This is a genomic window from Patescibacteria group bacterium (assembly GCA_035529375.1).
GTDB lineage: Bacteria > Patescibacteriota > Microgenomatia > PFEM01 > JAHIFH01 > DATKWU01.
In genome coordinates this window covers 241890-262282 of record DATKWU010000009.1, presented here as the reverse complement: position 1 = coordinate 262282, position 20393 = coordinate 241890, and the positions used below count along the sequence as shown (strand labels likewise).

Below are 20393 nucleotides of genomic sequence, written 5' to 3'. Positions count from 1 at the left end.
ACCCTTGTTTCGATGTGGGACTTCGACACTATGGGGTCGCGAGTGTATCCAGAGCTTTCCCGGTTTGACAGTTTTCCTACGATACCAAGGGAGATAGCTTGGCGACCTGATCAGCCGCTCGCAGCTTATTCTACAACCGATGTTCTGCGCCACGAGACTGGTAGTGCCGAGCTCGCGGTTGGGAACCCTGCGTTGACCAGCTTAGAGGGAGAAGTCAGAGCAATCATTCCAACGGCGGAAGAAGCGCTTTGGCTACGTCTTACGTATGGTTCAGAGATAACCCGGCAATCGTCCACTCCTGCATTCACTAGGACAGTGAATTGGTGTGGCAATATTCATCTCCAAGTTGGCGATTTTCGGGCCGGCGGAGGGATAAAGGTTATCTCAGAGACCAGAGTCTCTCTCTCTTCTAGTGTATTGAGGGTTTTGGAGATACTGGTGCCGAAATAGTCCAGTTTCTGGACAAACTTCTGGAGGTACATGGAGCCTTTAGCTCACGTGAGCTTTAGGCTCTTTCTTTTGGATAATTCAAGAAGATTTTTTTAAAACAGCCTGGATATTCAACTTCTTGACCACCAAAACTTTTTTTAAAATGACTAAATCCTTGCCAATCTTTAATTGGAAATCTTTGATCATAGGTCCCTTCAAAATCAAAAATCTGACAACCTCTTTTTTTAGTTAATCTCATTGCCTCCCAAACTAAAAGATATTGAGCTAATTTTTTTCGGCCTTCTTTAGAAGTAAAGGCAGAGTAATAGTAAGCACTACTATTAGTAGTTAGAATGATTGTCCCGCCCACAATTTTACCTTGAGATTGAGCGGTCAGAAAAAGAGCTTTTCTGGTAAAGGCTTTTTTAAGATTTTTTAAATTTTTTAAAGAAGGAACATATTTTCGCCAGCCAACAGCTTTTCTCCAGGCCTGCCGGAATTTTTCTAAATCAAGTATTTCAATGATTTGTAATTTTTCTTTTTCTGCTTTTCTAAGGCTATAACGAGCATCTTTCTTCATTTGTTCACGGATTTTCTTTTCAGATTGATTGAGGTTAATTTGAAGAGTTTTCGTCACATGACCACCACCGCTTAATCGATAACCATACTTTTCCAAACCTGGTTCTGTTTTTAAAGGTTGGATTTGGATTTGAAGGGGTTTGTATTTTTTTGCCAGTTTTTCAATCCCTTCGAAGGGAATCGGCGAATTAGGATACTGGGCTTTCATAATCAGAGGTGGTAACAAGGGTAATTTACGGATGTAGAAAAAGCAATTACTCACTTTTTCTACTCGCCAGCCAGAAAGTCTCATATAGTGGGCGAATTCCTTTGATTGACGTAAATCCATTTAAAATGGCAGTTTCGTTCTTAGACGAAGTAATTTCCAGCGTAAGGCATTAGCCAAGTTAAAGACAGGATAAAAACGGTGATCAATCACCAAATCATAAGTGCCAACAAATTCCACCACTTTAGCGCCAAAGCCAAGTTTAAAGCGATGAAAACCAAACCAAGGATCTTGGGGACTGGGATCAGGTCCAGGTGTTCCCCATAAATCAAAAAGCTTGCAGCCCTGTTTTTTACCAAACTGAATCGCCGCCCACATCATGGCGTAAGAAGCCATCACATTTTGGTGTTCTCTAGTGGACCAGCCATAAGGATAATAAAGAACATCTTTGAATTTAAACAAAACCCAGGTGACCAAAATTTTTCCTTGATAATCAGCCGTTAAAAGATGAGCTAGACCAGTTGGTTGAAGGGTCTCCCACATTTTTTGGTGGTATTCTGGGGTATGGGCATAAAAACCTTGTCTTTTGGTGGTTTCAGCCATCAGTTTAAGGTAAACCTCAAAGGCTTTTGGCGAGTTATCCTCAGCTACCTCGATCACATGTTTTTGAGAGAGGCGAAGATTATAACGAGTTTTTGGTTTCATCGCCGTCATTAATTCTTCATCACTTTTAGTTAAATCAAGGTAAAAGGTATGTTTGGTGAAATAGGGGTCGCCTGGCTTTAACTTAAAGTTTTGCCAAACTTCAGGTTTGGAATTTTTTTCGTCAGTCAAAATATTAGGCTCAAGTTTAACTAGAATCGCTTTTTCTTTTTGGCCTAGCTTAATCAAAGCGTCAATCAACCTTTTATCAGGCATTGGCCCCTTAGGAAAGTAAATGATGCTATAAGGGAGTTTAGGGATAGGGTGGACAGTGACCTGGTAACCAGCCTTGATTTTTTTCTCATCAAAAAGGCCGAGACGAATCACTTCCAGACCAGTTTTTTTCCGGAATTCTCCCCATTCCCAAGTTTGAAGAGGGTGATTAACTACGGTGTTAAATTGATCTTTTTCTTCAGGCAGGACTTCGCGAATAATCATAGTTCTATGATAACAAATCAAGTCGATGAGGTCTCAACTAAATTAAGAGGAATATCAGCTAAGAATCTTGAAGGTGGGTTAGTTGAACGTTGGCCAAAATAAAGGCGTTGGTGAGTATAAATAAGGTAGAGTTTTTCTTTAGCCCGAGTCATGCCTACATAACAGAGGCGTCTTTCTTCCTCAAGTTCTTCTCTGTCCATGATACTCCGCGAATGAGGAAAGAGACCCTCCTCCATTCCAACCATAAAAACAACTGGGAATTCGGTTCCTTTAGCGGCATGAACCGTCATTAAAGTAACCGCGTTTTTTTTCTGATTTTGAATGGGGTTTTGAGGCAGATATTCTTGCTGGACAAGGGCAACATTCTCTAAAAAATTATCTAGCTTGGGGAATTCGGTAGCCACCGAACGAAGTTCTTTAATATTTTCCAATCTTGTTGAATCGGCTTCATCTTTTTTATTGTAAAGATCTAAGTAATCGGCAGCTTCAAGAACTTTATCCAAAATTTCCAGAGTGGTTAATCTAATCTTTGATTTCTTTTTATCGAATTCTTCAGTAAATTTAAGGAATTTTTTAAATCTTCTTTTACCTAATTTTTGGATTCTCTTATAAGAGGCCATGTCTTTAGGGTTGGTTAAAAGTCTTAAATAGGCTAAACAATCTTTAATTTCCTTTCTTTCATAAAAGCGGGTCCCACCAACCAGAGTGTAAGGTAAACCAGCATGAAGAAAAGCTTCTTCAATAACTCGGGATTGGGCGTTGGTCCGATAGAGAACAACGTAATCATTGTAATCACCGCCTTGACTGACAATACCATTAATAATATATTGGGCTTCTTCCTGCTCGTTATTAGCTTCAAAGACGATTAATTTTTCGCCAGCCTGATTTTTGGTCCAGAGATTGAGAATCGGATGTTTGGTGTTTTTTCTAATGACTCCATTAGCGGCTTGGAGAATGTTTTGGGTGGAACGATAATTTTGTTCCAGATTAATAATGGTTAAGTCAGGAAAATCCTTTTTAAGACTCATTAGGTTGCGATAATTAGCTCCCCGCCAGCCATAGATAGCTTGGGCGGCGTCACCAACAGCGCAGAGATTACGCCATTTATTGGCTAGGAGTTTGGTTAGAATATACTGGGCCTGGTTGGTATCCTGATATTCGTCAATGAGAAGATATTGAAATTGATTTTGATATTTCTGCAAAACTGGTTTTTCTTTTTGAAAAAGTCTAACAGTCTCAAATAATAAGTCATCAAAATCTAGGGCCTGGTATTCTTTAAGTAATTTTTGGTAAGCCAAATAAACTCGAGCCACTGTTTCTTGGAAAAAACCCCGAGCATATTGGGGATATTCAGCTGCCGAGATAAGCTCGTTTTTTACTTGGGAGATAGTGTTTAAAATCGAAGCAGGTTTGAATTCTTTTGACGAAGCATCGATTTTGATCATCGCTAATTTAATTGTTTCTAGCTGATCAGCTTCATCATAAATACTGTAGTTAGGGGAGATGCCAAGATGTTTTCCTTCAGTTCTTAAGAGGCGAGCGCAAAAAGAATGAAAAGTCCCGGCAAAAGGGAGTTCATTTTGGGAGTGACTGAGTAACTTTTGGATTCTTTCTTTCATTTCGCCAGCGGCTTTGTTAGTAAAAGTTAATAAAAGAATATTTTCTGAAGGGATCTTTTTTTCCTGAATTAAATAGGCAGTTCGGAAAGTTAAGGCGCGAGTTTTCCCACTACCGGCACCCGCTAGAATCAAAAGGGGCCCTTCGCCAAAAGTAACGGCTTCTTGCTGGGAAGGGTTGAGTTGGGTTAGAATATGGCTTAACACTAGAGGCATTTTAGCATGTTAATGAAGAAAGAGTTAAAAACCAATCTTTCCAAGATAAGAAGATTAGCGGCTCGTTATTTTCCTCAAATTCGTCTAGGCCTGATAGTGATTACCACTATCTTAGCAATTTTGATTATTAGGGCCGCTACACCATCAATAATTATGGGAGCTAGATTAACTGGCAACCTAATTTCTGGGGGTATTTCTTTGATTAGTCAATCTCCCGAAGATCTTAAGGGAGGTAATGGTCGGGTTAATCTTTTGCTTTTAGGGGTGAGTGACGAGGAGAAAGCAGGTGCTGATCTAACTGATACAATCATTTTTGTTTCGATCAATCCCCAAACTGGCAATACCTTAATGCTGTCCCTACCTAGAGATATTTGGCTAGCTTCGATGAGAGCCAAATTAAATACAGCTTATCATTATGGTAATGAAAAAAAACCAGGCGGAGGTTTACTCCTAGCCAAAGCCTCAGTCGCCGAGATTTTAAACCAACCAGTTGATTATGGCATTGTCATTGACTTTTCTGGTTTTGAGCAAATAATCGATCTTTTAGGTGGGGTGACTCTAAAGGTTGAAAATAATTTTGATGATTTTTACTACCCAATTCCGGGTAAAGAAAATGATGAATGTGGTGGTGATCCAGAGTATGGTTGTCGTTACGAACATCTTCATTTTGATGCCGGCGAACAAGTAATGGATGGAGAAACAGCTTTGAAATACGTTCGGAGTCGCTATGCTGAAGGCGAAGAAGGAACTGACTATGCTCGCAGTCGTCGTCAACAACAATTGTTAGCCGCTATTAAAAATAAACTCTTTTCTTTTAAAGTTTTGAGAAATCCTTTTGAAATAATTCGATTAATTAAAGTAGCTCAGCAGAATTTTGAGACCGATATTTCCCAAAAGAATTGGGGAGGTATGGTAAAACTTTTACTGAAAATGCGTTCCGGTGACTTAAACTCAGAAATTTTAGATGGTGGTGTCGAAGGCAAAGAGAGTTATTTGATCAATCCGCCACCTAACCCGCAGAAATATGACAACCACTGGGTTTTAATTCCTCGAACAGGCGATTGGCAAGAAATTCAAGCATATGTCCAAAACTTACTCGAGAATAACTAGGTTTTTCTTAAAAAGAAAACTACTAACTATTTTCTCTCTTGCCTTTGTCTTCAGATTGATTTTATTACCTTACGGCACTCACTCCTCTGATATGGGCTTATGGCATTATTGGTCTGAGAAGGTGGTTGAGTTTGGTCCTGAGCGATTTTATCAAGAAGTTAGTTTTTGTGATTATTTACCTTTTTATCTCTATTTTCTTGGCGGCATTGATTTAACCTGGCGGTTTCTTAGCCACTTTCTTAATTTTTCTCAAGATCTCCTTTTTAAACTGCCAGCGACTTTGGCTGATTTTGGGACCGCTTACCTAATCTTTCTTATTCTCAAAAAGAAATCTAAAAAAATTGCCCTCTGGTTAACAGCTGGCTATCTTTTTAACGTGGCCGTTTTTTTTAACAGTAGTCTTTGGGGTCAAGTTGATGCCCTAGGAGCTTTACTTCTTTTGGCCTCAGTTTACTTTCTCTTAGGTAATCGTTTTGTTTCTTCAGGATTCTTAATTGGCCTTTCTTTAACCATGAAACCAATTTATTTCTTAGTTTTACCGATCCTTGGTCTCCTGGTTTGGCAAAAGCAAAAGAAAAAAGGCAACTGGTGGCAAAAATATAAACCCATTAGAAATTTTGCGGCGGCTATTTTGACTGGTGTTTTCTTGATCACTCTGCCTTTTTCCCTTAAGGATCCTTTAGGTTTGTTAATTGAGAGGTATCAATATGCTTTTTCGGTTTATCCCTATACTTCAGTCAATGCTTTTAATTTTTGGGCAATTAACAATCATTGGTGGCAGTCTGATCAAATCCGTTTTTGGGGAATTACTTATCAACATTGGGGTTTATTAATGATCAGTTTTGTTTTGGGATTAAGTTTTTTGCTGATTTGGCAAAAAAGAAAAAGAGAAGACATTTGGTTAATCATGACTACGATGTTTCTGGTGCTTTTTAGTTTTGCCACTCGGGTTCACGAAAGACACATTTTTACTGTTTTGCCTTTTCTCACCATTTTAACTGGATTTAGTTTTTGGTATGGTCTTGCCTTATTAATTATTTCTTTAATTTCTACGGCCAATTTATATTTTGCCTTAGTGTGGTTGTTAAAAAACGGGGAATTTATTTTTAGTTGGCCATGGATTAATTTGTTTTCAATCGCGATTACTTTGATTAGTTTAGCTTTTATTATTTTGGTGTTTAAAAGAATTAAAATTAATTGGCCAAAAATAAGAAAAATTATTTCCAGAAACAGAATTATTATTTTACTATTATTTTTTTCTTTTTTATTCAGATTTTGGCAATTAGGCGAGCCACCAAGATTTTATTTTGATGAGGTTTATCATGCTTTTACGGCTACCGAAATGGCTAAAGGCCAGGTGGCGGCCTGGGAGTGGTGGCACCAGGCACCTGAAGGGGTGGCTTATGAATGGACCCACCCGCCTTTAGCTAAACTTTTTATAACTTTAGGGATCTTTGTTTTTGGCGAAACGGCTTTTGCCTGGCGGCTTTTTAGCGCTCTTTTTGGCGTTGGTTGTCTCTGGCTAGTTTACTTAATTGGGAAAAAATTATTCAATCAACGAGTAGCGTTTTTCGCCACCTTTCTCCTAGCTTTTGATGGTTTGCTTTTAGTAATGAGTCGAATCGGGATGAATGATATTTATTTTCTCTTCTTTAGTTTATTAACTCTTTGGCTTTTTTTAGAAAAAAGATATCTGTTTGCCGGATTAAGTTTTGGCTTAGCGCTGTCTTCTAAATGGACAGCGATTTATCTTTTACCAATCTTAGGTTTATGGCAATTGATTGAGTTTTTAAAACAAAAAAAACGATTTGATTTTTTAAAGCGAACCAGTTTTATTTTTGTTCTTTGTTTCCTTCTTTTACCAATTGTTGTTTATCTCCTTGTTTATTTACCTTTTTTTCTGACCAGTCACTCTTTGGATCAATGGTGGCAATTACAACAGCAGATGTGGTGGTATCATACGCGACTAACAGCCACTCATCATTACCAATCACCAGCCTTGTCTTGGCCTTTGTTAGTCAAGCCGGTTTGGTTTTTTGTAGGCTATCGACCAGAGGCAATTGCCAATATTTATGCGATGGGCAATCCAATTATTTGGTGGGGTGGTTTGTTTAGTTTGCCTTTAGTCATTTGGCAAGCTTTTAAAAAACGTAGTCAAGAATTGGGGATCGTAATTTTCGCTTACTTTGCTTTCTTTTTACCATGGATTTTTTCACCCAGGATTATGTTTATTCATCACTATTTACCTTCAGTTGTCTTTTTGGGTTTGTTTTTGGGCTGGGCTCTAAATTGGTTATGGAAAAAGAAAAGATTTTCGCGAATAGTGATTTATTATTCGCTACTAGTTATCATTACTTTTTTCTTTTTCTATCCTCACTGGACAGGACTCTATATTCCTAAATGGCTAGACAATCTTTATTATTTTTTCCCTTCTTGGAAATAGATCAAAGAAGAAGACCAATCAGAACAAGAATAATTCCTCCAAGAGTCGCCAAGATTGTTGGTGAGATAATCCCTGCCTCTGGCAATTCAACTTGTTGAGGTGAAGGTGATGGTACTAGGCTCGGGCTAGGAACAGGGGAACCTGCTACTGAAGGTGAAGGGCTCGGAGTCGGTGTAGGTGTGTGGCTTTCTTCTGGACATACACAGTCATCTTCATCAGAACAGCTCTCATTCACACAGATGTTTTCATCTTCATCACAAACTAGGTCAACTTCATCATCCCCGAAGTTCTGAGGACAATCAGTATCTACTGTACAAGCATCGTAACAGCTAATGGCTTCTATTGTGAATTCTAAGGTACAAACTGCTTCTTCGAGTGGTTCTTCCGGTTCGTCAGCCTGAGGAAAAGAGGTGGGTGCAGTTGGTGCAATTGGTTCTTTACCTACCTGATATAAACGCCAGGCAGTAGCCAAAGCAATTACCGCCAAGATTAAGGTGGTAAAACCAACCAGGCTAATTTGCCAATTTTTCTTTAAAAATTCTTTCATTATGATCCCTCTACTGCTGCTTTACCCCACTCAGTGCATTTAATAGTCGCACTGCTGGCACAACCTTGGTCGTCACAAGTCATTTGTTCATTAGTGGTGCAAACCCGACATTGAACTTGGTAGTCACCTGCTTTTGGAATGGTGTAGTTGATTTTTCCTTCGTATTCTCCATCTAATTCGGTAATGTTATCAGCTGCAACTGGAGTCTGCCATTCATCATTAACCTGAACCTTAAATTCAATTCGATCAATTGAGTCATCTGTTCCAGCCGTACCCTTGCAGATAAATTGAACTTCATCACTTTCACCTAAAGTTTCGGCTGATGGCGAAGCTGTTAAGCTAGTACAAAGAGGAGGAGTACAAACACAAGTCTCTTCACTAGGACATTGAGGATTAAGACATCTTTTAGTTTGACTAGTATCACCAGTAGGGATAGCACAGATATAGCCAGCCAGATCACAATTGCTTTGAGTACTACACTCGTCCCAACAGCCATATGTTGGGGGTTCCACTTCGTATTCTACAACACCACCAACCCAGACTATAGAGTCACCCAGTAAACCATTAGGTTCATCGGGCCGGTTAGGTGAATAAGTATGAAAAGTAGCTGTGTTACTTAAGGCACTGATTTTCGGTAAATCATCCCCAGTAATTCTGGTATCCCACCAATCACTAGGGTCAGTACCCCAAGCGGGAAAAGCGGTCCCATCGGTTGGATTTAATTGTTGATTATTTGCTTCATTATAATAGAGGTAGTTAGGTCGGGAGTCACCTACCATCGAACCTTCCCCCTCGCCAAAGAAAAAGGCCATTCTGAGTTTATCGGAGCCTGTTTTTCGATCATGAATATTAAAGTCCATATTAGTTGATAAATTGCGGAAAACAAATTCACCCCAAAGTTTAATCACCAGTTTGTTGTAAGAATTAGCAGGGTTTTTGTAAACAACAATATAGGCAACACCATAACCAGCGCCACCACCACCATCAGAACCATAACTACCATCAAGAAATCCTCCCGTGATCCTAAAATTAAATTGGGTGGTGTTTGTGGGTATTAATGAAGTAATGTCGGCGAGAAATACCTCAGGAGCACTATTGTATTGTTCAACGTAAGTATTAAATTCGGCTTCAGCCGTAACTGGTTGAGCTGCCTGATTATTGATACTTAAATTAAAATTTCTGTCTTTAGGTTTATCAGCGTTTCTTTCTCCTCCCCAGATAGCAAAAGCTTTAAAAACAGTAGAACCAGTAGGAATATTTAGGTTAACCGTGGGTGTTTTGGTAGTTTTGGTTCCGTGCCCATTGGCTACAAAGGAAAGATAATCAGGGCCAACTGTGACAGTACAATTGGGTAAAGTGCAATGTTCTAGAGTACCGACTGAAGCTTCAGTTTTTATCTCCTGTCTTTGCTTGACTAAATAAACAGCGGCTGGCAAAGTGGCAATCAAAAAGAGAACACCAAGGGTAGCTAATAAAACCCGAGTTTTTTTAGAACTACCTTTAGGCGAAATCCCTAATTCGGAAAGTTCCTTTTTGATTTCTTCTTGTTTTGGAGTAGCAAATTTTTCTTCTTCCTTGATTGGTGGAAAAGAAGAATCACTGGTTGAAGGAGTTGAAGTCGGTTGTTCAGTTGGTGGCGTTGGTATCTGGACATCCTGATTTTGGGAAGGTTGATTATCCCCAGGCGGATTTGTGGTTGGGTTCGGTTTTAGCGATTGATCTTGGGACAGGTCAGCCATCTAGAAAACTTTCTTCTTAAGCAAAATATTACTAAATAGTCCAAAGGTAATCAGAACTAATCCCATTATGAAGACTAAAAAAGTAGGTGTCAAGTAACCAGAATCAGGAACACCGCCTTCAGTTGAAGGTATTGAAACTCGACCACTCGGACTGACGCTGGGTGAAGGGCTGACCGATGGAGAAGGTGTTGGTGAGGGTGTGGCTGTTCCTGATGGAGTTGCCTCAAGAGCCGGCAAACCATCTTCACCGGCGGCTAAGACAATAAAAGTACGAGAAAGAGTTTGTAGTAGACCGTTTTCATCTTGATAATTGATGGTAACTGTGTGTTCGCCTGGTTCTAAATCAGCTGGTGGTGTCCAGTTCCAATTACCAAAATCATCAACAACAATGGTGCCGGTGTAGGTTTTTGAAGATTCAATGGTAATATTAAGAATAGCTCCGGCCGGGCCAATTCCTTGGATTTCTGGTTTTTGGGTACTAATACCTTCCTCATCTTCAGGATTAATGATTTCTACTTTGTCAGATGAGGGAGTGGAATCGCTGTCTTCTAAATTAAACTTTGAGGAACCAGTTGTTTTATCAGTTTCATCTGTTGTGACGGTACCTTTAAAATCATGATTTTCACCCAGGGTGATCGTAGGAACCGGGCTATCATTTTTGGTCGTGACGACCGCTGTGGCTGTTCCCTTTGCTCCTCCTTGAACAAGAATATCTTCAATCGTTGCCTGAGAATCATACTGGGCATAGTTTTTTAAATCCTCTGAACGAGCCAAATTTAAAGGAACAACCCAATTACCAGAAGACTTGGTTAGGGTCGATTGGGTAACAGCGCCGGGCAAAGAGAAATAGACAATCAAGCCGTCAGCTGGCGAACCGGCCTGATCATTAATCGTGCCGTAAGCAACATCACTTGGTGGTGAGGGGGCGGTTAGGGTTGCGGCGGTTGTCACTTGGTAATTCTGGCCATTGTTATCAAACGAACTGCCTCCCGAGCCAATTTGAAATTGATAAGTCGTATTTGGTTTTAGATTGCGAAGAGTGATGTGATGGGTAGTATAATTGCCGGTTTTACCAGTAAGCTCATCTCGATCGTCTCTGGATGTTTGGTCAATTTTATTGTTTGGACCATATTTTAAAAAGCCTGAAGTTGATTCGTCTGTTATCCAAGAAACTGAAAAACTACTATCAGTGATGTTAGTAAATTTAATTTGTTTTGGCGCGGCGCCTGGAGCGGCTCGAGAAAACCAATGGGTACTACGGTTAATCAAAAAAACGGCGGCGGTCATGCCGACAATCAAAATAATTAAACCAATAACGGTTGGTATCCGTTTTCTCATTCTTCTTCTAGATTACCACTTTGGGTTGCCGTTTGACCAGTGGTAGCTTCTTCCTCCATTTCCGTTTCGGGACTGGCAGGAGGTTGGCTAACAACATTAAGTTCCTCACTAGGGACTTGATATTTTTCTTTAATTTCTTTAATGACTGATTCTTCGATTCGTGGATTTAAGGGTTGAATAAGTTCTTTAATTATTTTAGGAATGGTTGTTTTGGTATAGGCACCGTAAACTTGGAAACCAATCCAAGCAAAAACTGTCAATAAGGTTAAGATTGAGATAATAAGAATATTTTTACCGAGTTTAAGATCTTTCATTCTTCTCTGGTTAAATAATAGGCGTGACCATTAAGAGTTAAGATTAAGATTTGAGTTTCTTCTTCAGTTGAAGTTTTGAAAGCAAAACTATCAATCCCAATAATTCGCCTCAAATTATCTAGTGAACTGAGAAAGTTCTTAAGACTTTGATAATTACCGCTGGTAGCCAAGTCAAAATTAACGGTTTGGGCTTCATTACTTTTTTCTCCTTGGAGATTGGTTTTTTCGAATCGGATTGATTCAATTTTAACTGAGGAAAGTCGAGCCAAAGCCTCGAGTTGTTTGACAAGAGTTGACAGATCTGGATCAAGAGGGAGTGATTGGTTGACTAAGTCAAGATCATCTTTAATTTGGGAGTAGTTTATTTGGGCTTGGGTGAGACTCTCAATTTTTTGGTCCATTTGATCGACGACAGCTTTTTTGTCTTTAATTTCTTTAATCAGACCGCTGATTGTAATTAAAGTTGGTCGAATCGCAAAAAATCCAAAAAAAGATATCGTTATCAGGGAAAGGACAACGCCGGTGTAAACTTTTGTTTGTTTTTTCTTGTAAAGATTATTGACACCGGTGAAATAGTGACGATAGCGCTGATAGCGATTAGGTAAAGTATTTGGCATTTATTTAATTAACTGACTGTTAAGACTAAAACTAATTCCCACGCCTTGTTCACTACCTAGAGATAAACTATCAATGTTTAGGTTAGTAAAGCTTGGCGATTTTTTAAGATTATAAATAAAAGTTGCTAAACCCGCTTCAGATAAAGCGGTAGCCTTAAATTCGACTTTATCACCAGTAATGGTTAAATTAGAGAAAGAAACATCGATAGGAGTTAAGTCAGAAATTTCTTTTAAGAGTTGATTAGTTTTGAGTTGTTCTTTTCTTAAACCTTGGATGCTGGTTAGTTGTTTTTGGAGAAAGCGGAAATCAGTTTCAAAATCGACTGATGCTTGAATAATTGCTTGCTTTTGTTCGATGAGTTGATAAAGATCAGTTAAATCACGATCGAGCTTGAATCGGGAGATAAAGGCAAGAATCACGATCAATTCAGTAAAGACAACAATATAGCGACCAACTGTTAACAACCACTTGAGGAATTTACCAAAAGGAGTCTTTTCCCAATCTTCTTGGGGTAAAAATTCAATTTTACTTTTTGAGGCAGTCATAAACTAATAAGCTATTGTACTAGCTATTCTAGTATATGGACTAGAGAGAAATTTGTAAAGCAATTTATCAGGAAGTCTTTTTTGGGGTTTTCTTCTTACTCTTTGGTAGGAGTTTGGCCAATCTCGATTTTGATCTCGAAGCTTTCTTTTTATGGATAATGCCTTTTTTGGCCGCCAGATCAAGAGCCCGACTGGCTTTTTGAAAAGCCTTTTTAGCTGGTTTTTGGCGCATTTCTTTGACAGTGGATTTGATTTGAAGGCGAATTTCTCGATTAATAACCGTTCGCCTCTTATCTCGGCGCACTTTCTTTTTAGCTGATTCAGTAACTGGCATAGCTTAAATAAATAGAGTCTTGCCGGTAGGCATTATATCAGTATAATTTAGTTAGGTAGGCAGTATAATAGATTTTAAGATAAAAGACAAATGTTAAAAAGTTTTTGGCGGAATGGTAGCCTAATTTTTTCCCATAAACAAGTTAATATTCTTTCTGCCGCTACCGTCATTATGGTGGCCGTGGCTATTTCTCGACTTTTAGGACTCTTAAGAGATCGTTTGTTGGCCGGGACTTTTTTTGGAGGTCAAGAAAGGCAACTTGATGTTTATTTTGCTGCCTTTCGTTTACCAGACATGATTTTTCAGCTCCTAGTTCTTGGAGCTCTTTCGGCTGCCTTTATTCCGGTTTTTAGTCGCTATTTAGAGAAGGATGAAAAAGAAGCTTATCGTCTTTCTTCATCAGTCATTAATTTTTTAATGGCTGTTTTTATTTTATTAGCCTTGATCGTTTTTGTCTTTGCTAGGCCTTTAGCGAATCTGATTGCGCCAGCTTTTAGTCCCGCCGAAATTAATTTGATGGTTGATTTAACTAGAATAATGCTTTTAGCTCAGATATTTTTTTGTGTTTCCAACTTCTTGACCGGGGTGATTCAATCAAAACAACGTTTTCTGGTGCCCGCTCTTTCACCGATTGTTTATAACTTGGGGATAATTTTTGGGATAGTTGGTCTTGGTCATTGGTTAGGTATTTTTGGTCCCACTGTCGGTGTGGTTTTAGGAGCTTTTCTTCATTTGATTATTCAATTACCGTTAGCTTTAAGATTAGGTTTGCGTTATTCCTTTGTTTTTGATTGGCGCCATCCAGGTGTCAGGGAAGTGGTTCGTCTTATGTTGCCGCGAACCTTTGCTTTGGCGGTTAATCAAATTGAATTGACGGTGGCAGTTTTCTTAGCGACGTCATTAGCAGCCGGTTCCTTATCCATCTTTTATTTTGCTCAACACTTGATGAATCTGCCGATTGGTCTTTTTGGAACGACCATTGGCCAGGCGGCTTTGCCGACTCTCTCACGGGAATCCGGAGAGGAGAATTTCAGTAAGTTCAAACAAACTTTCTTGGCTTCTTTTAATCAAATCCTTTATCTGGTTTTGCCGGCGAGTGCGATTTTATTAGTTTTACGAATTCCGGCCGTTCGAATTGTTTTTGGGGCGGCTTCTTTTCCTTGGAAAGCGACGCTTTTAACTGGCCGGGTCCTAGCCGTTTTCTCAATTTCTATTTTTGCTCAGGCGATCATTCAGTTATTAGTGAGAGGTTTTTATGCTCTTCATGATACTAAGACGCCTTTTTGGATCAGTGTCGTTTCTGTTTTTACCAATGTGGCCTTAAGCTTTCTTTTTATCTTTAGATTTGACTTAGGAATTTTAGGTCTGGCTTGGGCAACGACGATTGCTAGTTTTCTTCAGACAGGATTGCTTTTAGTTTTGCTTAATCAAGCTGTCAGGGGTTTTAGCAAAAAAGAATTATTTATTCCGGTAATCAAGATGGGCTTGGCGACTTTTTTAACTGCGGTCGCTTTATGGATACCGATGAGGTTTCTTGATCAATTTATCTTAGACACAACCCGGACGATTAATTTAGTGATTTTAACGATGATTGCCACTTTTTCTGGGATGATTGTTTATTTTGTTCTCTCTTATCTTTTTAATATTGCCGAGCTGAAGTCTTTTATTAGTTTGGCTAAAAAACTAGGTCGTTGGCAACAGGTTCTTAAGGAATCAGAAGAAATCATTACGACTTCGTCTTCACAACCAGCCTCAGAGGAAGTTTCATCATAAAAAATAAAAAAGATGACCATTGATCTTGAGGCAAAAATAGAAGCCGTAGAAGAAGAAATCAGAAAAACTCCCTATCATAAAGGGACGGAACATTATATTGGTCGTTTAAAAGCAAAATTAGCCAAATTAAAACGACAGAAAGAAACAAATAGCGCTCAAGGTAAAGGTAAAGGTTTTGCTCTAAAAAAGTTTGGTGATGCTACCGTAGTTTTAGTGGGTCCGCCTTCGGTTGGGAAATCAAGTTTGCTCAATAATTTAACCGGGACTCATGCTCGAGTTGAATCCTGGCCTTTTACCACTCTTGAGGTTATTCCCGGTGTTTTGAAATATAAAGGGGCTCAAATTCAAATTTTAGATCTCCCAGGCATTATTGGCAGGGCTGCTGAAGGCAAGGGCAGAGGTAAAGAAATTCTTTCTGTGGTCCGGATTGCCGATTTATTAATTTTGATGGTGGACGTTAAAACTAAAAATAAATTGGCCGCGATTAACAAGGAACTCAAATTATTAAAAATTGAATTACCCACCTTGCTAGTGGTTAATAAAGTTGATTTACTGAATAAAGCGTCTAAAACTCAGAATAAGGAAATTTTGATCAGTATTCAGAATGAGATTGGTCTGGATGAACTTAAAAAAGCGATTTGGCAGGAGTTGAATTTGATCAGAGTTTATCTTAAGCAAAAAGATAAAGAACCGGATTTTAATGAACCTTTAATTATGAAAAAAGGAGCCCAAGTGGCTGGTGTGGCCCAAAAGATTTTTCCAGAAAAAAAGGAATTCAAACAAATTCTTCTTTGGGGACCCAGCGCTCTTTTTCCTGGACAACAAGTGAGTTTAAATCATCAACTTAAAGATGAAGATGTTTTAAGTTTTAGTTAATTCAATTACCACAAGATTATTAGCCGAGAGAGGAATTTCTTTTTTCAAACTGCCATCAGTAATTGTTTCTGTTGATTTTTTACCAGTGCCTAAAAGATAACTTTCTTGGTAAGAGTAAGTTCCATTCTCTAATTGATTGATGGTTATTGGTACTTTCTCAAAATGCTGTCCCTGTTTATCAAAATTAACCAAAATGATTTTGATTTGTTGATCATCTCGGGTAGCAAAGCCGGTCACCCAAGTGCCTTCGCCTTCAAGAAAAACTCGATTGCCAGCCATTTTATTAAGGAGCTGGAGAGCAAAATATTTGGGTTTCTTTTCAATTGTTCCGGTTGATTCATGAGTTAAGAGTCCCCAACGACCCCAATATTTTTCGCCAGTAGGTGAAGGACCGTCTTTGATTTCGAAAGTAAAAGCCCAATCAACTCTTTGGATTAATTGTCTGATGACTGCCACTAAATGAGCGGCATCGAGATTAGTATCGTGGTAAGAAGAGTTTTCCGAGACCGAACTCCATTCGGTAATATGTTTTTCTAAAGAATAACCAGCATTTTCGTAGAGCCAGGTATCGACCTGGTCAATATCAGTCAAAAAGTCAGCTGGCGAAAGCGAATAGCGATGCCAGGAATAAAAATCGATTCTTAAATTATTGTCCTTAATGTAGTCTAAAAAGCCAGTCACCCAGCCTCGATAAGGCGCCGTGGTTGAGGGCCCGCCAATTTTAAAAGGATTAGTGTTTTGAGTCTGGTTGGCACCAATGACCGCGTGTTTATAAAGAAGACGATAATCTTTTTCACCGCCAATTCGCCAGTCGCCAAATAAATCTGGTTCGTTCCAGACTTCATAAACAACCTCCTTGAGGTTTTTTTCAGCCCGGCCGCTGTAATGTTGGATAGTGGCTTGAACAACCGCCGACCAATCGTTCCAATCAACCGGAGGGCTAATAATATTATTGTCCTGGGCAATGGCAGCGGGCATGTAAGAGAGACTAAGGTAGGGCTTAGCTCCGGTTTGAATAATCTGGTCAACTACTTGGTCAAGTTTTGTCCAATCAAAACTTAATTGACCATTCTCTTTTTTAACGACATCGTAATAATCATAAAGATGATCAATTCGGATGTATTTTGGGTTTAAAGCCGTTGTTTCTTTAATAATTTGATCAAAAGGATTTTTTTCTTCACCCCCTTGGGCTAAACCTTGCCAAATTGGGACCACCGGCCCTTGATCAATAGAAACGTCAACAATAATCTTGGCTTCTTGACCCAAGGCCTCGGTTAAGTAAATTTGAACTTTGTTAATTAGATTAAGTAATAGAGGTAGGGCAATCAAAAGAAAAATAATAAAAATTAAAGAGAGAAGCTCTTTTTTCTTTGCTAAAACTTTCATGATGATTAGACTATAGCATTTATAAATTCCTCTTGACAAACTTTAGCAGTCATGTTATAAAAGTGCTAATCTCGTCAAGTCCTAACGGATGTACGAGATAAAATATGGCAGAGTTAACTGATAGACAAATTAAAATTCTTAAATCAATTATTGAAGAGTATATGGAATCGGCCGAGCCGATTGGTTCAGGAACACTGGAGAAAAAGTATGAACTGGGTGTTTCGCCGGCCACTGTCAGAAATGAGATGGCCGCTTTGACAAAAATGAAGTATCTTCATCAACCCCACACTTCGGCGGGTCGAATTCCCAGTAAAGAAGCTTTTAAATTTTATGTTAATCAATTAATGGAAGAGAAAAAGCTTTCGGTGGCTGACGAAGTGGCTGCCAAAGAAAAGGTTTGGGATTCGCGGTTTGATTTTGACAAATTAATGCACGAGGCCACCAAAGCTTTGGCTGAAAGATCACGGACTTTGGCCGTCGCCGCTACCAAAAAAGGTGACGTCTATCATGCTGGTTATGCCAATATTTTGGAAATGCCCGAATTCTATGATATTGATGTTACTCGGGCCATTCTTTCAATGCTTGATGAAACCAATCGCTTATTAAACTTGTTTAGCCATTCTTTTGGTGAAGAGCAAATTCATCTTTTACTTGGGGATGAATTGGGTTATGACTTTCTTGAACCTTGCGGTATGATTTTTGTTAAGTTTGATGCTGGTCCAGAGAAAAGCGGTTCTTTGGGAGTGATTGGGCCGATGCGTTTAGATTATCCTCGAGTGATTCCGATGGTCAAATATTTTGGCAATTTACTAGAAGAAGTTCTTAAAGAGGTCTAGAATGACTAAGAAAAAAGCTAAAGGAACCGAGAAGAAACTCGAGGAACTTGAAAATCGTTTGAAAAGGGTTTTAGCTGATTATGCTAATCTAGAAAAGCGGATTACTAGGGAAAAAGGGGAATTTGTTAAGCAAGCTAATGCCCAGCTTTTAGATAAACTTTTAGTGATTTTTGATGATTTGGAATTGTGCGAAAAACATTTGAAGGATAAAGGTGTCTCTCTGGTTTGCACTCGATTTCAGGCAGCCCTAGAGAGCGAAGGTGTTAAAGAGATAAAAGCCCAAGGAGAAAAGTTTGATCCGGAAATCATGGATGCCGTTGAAATTGTACCCGGACAAAAAAACCAAGTAGTCAACGTTGTTTTAAAAGGTTATAAATTAAATGATAAAGTTTTAAGACCAGCCAAAGTTAAAGTTGGTCAAGGAAAAGGAAAATAGAAAAAATGGCAAAAATTATTGGTATCGATTTAGGAACAACTAACTCGGCCGTGGCGGTCATGGAAGCCGGTAAAGCCAAAGTGATTCCTTCGGCCGAAGGCAAAAACACGATTCCTTCAGTGGTTGAACCGGTTAAGAATCTGGTAGGTGAAGTGGCCAAACGGCAAATGATTCTTAATCCAGACAACACCGCCTATTCGGTTAAGCGGCTAATGGGTCGACGTTTTACTGACGCTGAAGTTAAGAAGACCATCAAAATGGTGCCTTACGAAGTTAAGGCCGGTAAAGACGGTATGGCTGTGATTCACATTGGTGGACGGGATTACACCCCTCAAGAAATCTCAGCTAAAATCCTAGCCAAATGTAAGACGGATGCCGAGGCCTATTTAGGCGAAACGGTTGAGAGTGCCGTGATTACCGTGCCCGCTTACTTTGATGATTCTCAAAGACAGGCGACCAAACAAGCCGGAGAAATTGCTGGTCTGAAGGTAGAAAGAATTATTAATGAACCGACCGCTGCCGCTCTAGCTTATGGTTTGGAAAAGAAAAAAGGTGAAACGATTGCTGTTTATGATTTGGGTGGCGGCACTTTTGATATCTCGATTCTCGAGATCGGTGATGGCGTTTTTGAGGTTAAGGCGACTAACGGTGATACTCATTTAGGTGGGGATGATTTTGATCAGAAATTACTTGATTATTTAGCCGATGAATTCAAAAAAGAACACGGGATTGATTTAAGAGAAGACAAACAGGCTTTGCAAAGAATTAGAGACGCGGCGGAAAAAGCCAAGATTGAACTCTCTTCTTCCCAAGAGACCGAAATTAACCAGCCTTTTATTACCCAAGGCAAAGACGGTCAGCCCTTGCACCTAACAATGAGGCTGACACGGGCTAAATTGGAGCAACTGGTTGATGATTTAATTAAAGAGACCATGGGCCCAGTTAAAGCTTGTCTTAAAGATGCCAAGATTGAAACCAAAGAGGTGGATGAGGTCATTCTGGTGGGTGGGATGACCCGAATGCCCAAGGTTTACGAAACGGTTAAGGATTATTTTGGCAAAACCCCAAACAAATCAGTTAATCCTGATGAAGTCGTTGCTGTTGGCGCCGCTATTCAAGGTGGCGTTTTGGGTGGTGAAGTCAAAGACATTCTTCTCTTAGACGTTACCCCTCTGACTTTGGGAGTTGAAACCCTAGGTAGCGTTAGAACACCTTTAATTGAAAGAAATACAACCGTGCCCGCTTCTAAATCACAAATTTTTTCGACCGCGGCCGACAATCAGACCCAAGTGGAAATTAATGTTCTTCAAGGAGAGCGACCCATGGCGGTCGACAACAAGTCTTTGGGCAGATTTATTCTCGACGGCATTCCTCCAGCCCCTAGAGGTATACCCCAAATCGAGGTGACCTTTGATATTGACGCCAACGGCATTCTTAATGTCAAAGCGATTGACAAGGCGACTAACAAAGAACAGTCAATCACCATTCAAGGCGCGGTTAGTCTTTCTGATGAGGAAGTTAAAGAAGCTCAAACTGAGGCCGAGAAACACGCGGCCGAAGACCAAAAGAAAAAAGAATCTGTTGAAGCTAGAAACCAAGCGGATAGCTTAATCTTTACAGCCGAAAAAACCCTTAAAGACGCTGGTGATAAAGTTAAAAAAGAAGATAAAGAAAAAGTTGAAGAAGAAGTTAAGAAACTCAAAGAATTACTAGCTAAAGAAGACGCTAGTAAAGAAGAACTTGAAGAAGCTTCTAAAAAATTATCTGAAGAACTCCAGAAAGTTGGCGCTGCCATGTATCAGGCCCAAAAAACTCAGCAAGCACCACCTAAAGAAGGTAAGAAAAAGAAAGGCAAAAAATCAAAGACAGTTGCTGATAAAGAAAAGGTTGAAGAGGGTGAAGTGGTAGAATAA

Annotated in this window: 19 protein-coding genes; 8 read left to right on the top strand and 11 right to left on the bottom strand. The window is 39.4% G+C overall.

The genetic code is table 11. The features are described from left to right. Window positions 1–30: 30 nt before the first annotated feature. Window positions 31–450, top strand: a complete 420-nt coding sequence (locus tag VMY36_02610; GenBank protein ID HUV42778.1) for a hypothetical protein — start codon at window positions 31–33, stop codon at window positions 448–450. A gap of 55 nt (window positions 451–505) precedes the next feature. On the opposite strand, the gene VMY36_02605 is transcribed toward VMY36_02610, so the two are convergent. Genes VMY36_02605 through VMY36_02595 form a run of 3 tightly spaced genes read right to left on the bottom strand, consistent with a single transcriptional unit; the run spans window position 506 to window position 4185 of the window. Beyond that, a complete protein-coding gene (locus VMY36_02605; protein ID HUV42777.1) occupies window positions 506–1336 on the bottom strand; it encodes a peptidoglycan bridge formation glycyltransferase FemA/FemB family protein in 831 nt (276 codons plus the stop codon). Then, a complete protein-coding gene (locus VMY36_02600; GenBank protein ID HUV42776.1) occupies window positions 1337–2353 on the bottom strand; it encodes a peptidoglycan bridge formation glycyltransferase FemA/FemB family protein in 1017 nt (338 codons plus the stop codon). Between the two features lie 17 nt (window positions 2354–2370). Next, entirely contained in the window at window positions 2371–4185 is a 1815-nt protein-coding gene (locus VMY36_02595) for a UvrD-helicase domain-containing protein (protein ID HUV42775.1), read from the bottom strand. A gap of 6 nt (window positions 4186–4191) precedes the next feature. On the opposite strand from VMY36_02595, the gene VMY36_02590 reads away from it, so the two are divergent. Together VMY36_02590 and VMY36_02585 are read left to right on the top strand one after the other, a co-directional pair. Then, entirely contained in the window at window positions 4192–5295 is a 1104-nt protein-coding gene (locus VMY36_02590; protein ID HUV42774.1) for an LCP family protein, read from the top strand. Then, entirely contained in the window at window positions 5267–7738 is a 2472-nt protein-coding gene (locus VMY36_02585) for a glycosyltransferase family 39 protein (protein HUV42773.1), read from the top strand. Before VMY36_02590 ends, VMY36_02585 begins: the two co-directional genes overlap by 29 nt. A gap of 1 nt (window position 7739) precedes the next feature. Here the strand turns inward: VMY36_02585 and VMY36_02580 are convergent, their stop codons facing one another. The 7 genes from VMY36_02580 to rpsT form a co-directional block, all read right to left on the bottom strand. After that, window positions 7740–8285, bottom strand: a complete 546-nt coding sequence (locus VMY36_02580) for a hypothetical protein (GenBank protein HUV42772.1) — start codon at window positions 8283–8285, stop codon at window positions 7740–7742. Continuing rightward, window positions 8285–10024 (bottom strand): hypothetical protein, encoded by a 1740-nt coding sequence (locus VMY36_02575; GenBank protein ID HUV42771.1) that lies wholly within the window; start codon window positions 10022–10024, stop codon window positions 8285–8287. Before VMY36_02575 ends, VMY36_02580 begins: the two co-directional genes overlap by 1 nt. After that, window positions 10025–11362: a fibronectin type III domain-containing protein gene (locus VMY36_02570; protein HUV42770.1), complete on the bottom strand. Its 1338-nt coding sequence runs from the start codon at window positions 11360–11362 to the stop codon at window positions 10025–10027. It lies immediately after the preceding gene. Beyond that, window positions 11359–11676 (bottom strand): hypothetical protein, encoded by a 318-nt coding sequence (locus VMY36_02565; protein HUV42769.1) that lies wholly within the window; start codon window positions 11674–11676, stop codon window positions 11359–11361. Before VMY36_02565 ends, VMY36_02570 begins: the two co-directional genes overlap by 4 nt. Continuing rightward, window positions 11673–12293, bottom strand: coding sequence for a type 4a pilus biogenesis protein PilO (gene pilO, locus VMY36_02560; protein ID HUV42768.1), 621 nt, complete (start codon window positions 12291–12293; stop codon window positions 11673–11675). Before pilO ends, VMY36_02565 begins: the two co-directional genes overlap by 4 nt. Then, window positions 12294–12839 carry a PilN domain-containing protein gene (locus VMY36_02555; GenBank protein ID HUV42767.1) on the bottom strand — a complete coding sequence of 182 codons (546 nt, stop codon included), beginning with the start codon at window positions 12837–12839 and terminating at the stop codon, window positions 12294–12296. It lies immediately after the preceding gene. A 67-nt stretch (window positions 12840–12906) separates the two neighbouring features. After that, window positions 12907–13173, bottom strand: coding sequence for a 30S ribosomal protein S20 (gene rpsT / locus VMY36_02550; GenBank protein HUV42766.1), 267 nt, complete (start codon window positions 13171–13173; stop codon window positions 12907–12909). Window positions 13174–13263: 90 nt separating this feature from the next. On the opposite strand from rpsT, the gene murJ reads away from it, so the two are divergent. Beyond that, on the top strand, window positions 13264–14946 hold the full coding sequence (gene murJ / locus VMY36_02545; protein HUV42765.1) for a murein biosynthesis integral membrane protein MurJ: 1683 nt from the start codon (window positions 13264–13266) through the stop codon (window positions 14944–14946). Between the two features lie 12 nt (window positions 14947–14958). Continuing rightward, window positions 14959–15822 carry a GTPase gene (locus tag VMY36_02540; protein ID HUV42764.1) on the top strand — a complete coding sequence of 288 codons (864 nt, stop codon included), beginning with the start codon at window positions 14959–14961 and terminating at the stop codon, window positions 15820–15822. Here the strand turns inward: VMY36_02540 and VMY36_02535 are convergent. After that, window positions 15808–17208 (bottom strand): hypothetical protein, encoded by a 1401-nt coding sequence (locus tag VMY36_02535; protein ID HUV42763.1) that lies wholly within the window; start codon window positions 17206–17208, stop codon window positions 15808–15810. The genes VMY36_02540 and VMY36_02535 overlap by 15 nt on opposite strands. A 104-nt stretch (window positions 17209–17312) precedes the next feature. Between VMY36_02535 and VMY36_02530 the strand changes: the two genes are divergently transcribed. From VMY36_02530 to dnaK, 3 genes are read left to right on the top strand one after another with little or no spacing between them, the layout of a single operon-like run. Further along, window positions 17313–18044 carry a hypothetical protein gene (locus VMY36_02530; GenBank protein HUV42762.1) on the top strand — a complete coding sequence of 244 codons (732 nt, stop codon included), beginning with the start codon at window positions 17313–17315 and terminating at the stop codon, window positions 18042–18044. A gap of 1 nt (window position 18045) precedes the next feature. Further along, the gene (locus tag VMY36_02525; GenBank protein ID HUV42761.1) at window positions 18046–18480 is read left to right on the top strand and encodes a nucleotide exchange factor GrpE; all 435 of its coding nucleotides are present in this window, start codon (window positions 18046–18048) and stop codon (window positions 18478–18480) included. Between the two features lie 5 nt (window positions 18481–18485). Beyond that, on the top strand, window positions 18486–20393 hold the full coding sequence (gene dnaK / locus VMY36_02520; protein ID HUV42760.1) for a molecular chaperone DnaK: 1908 nt from the start codon (window positions 18486–18488) through the stop codon (window positions 20391–20393).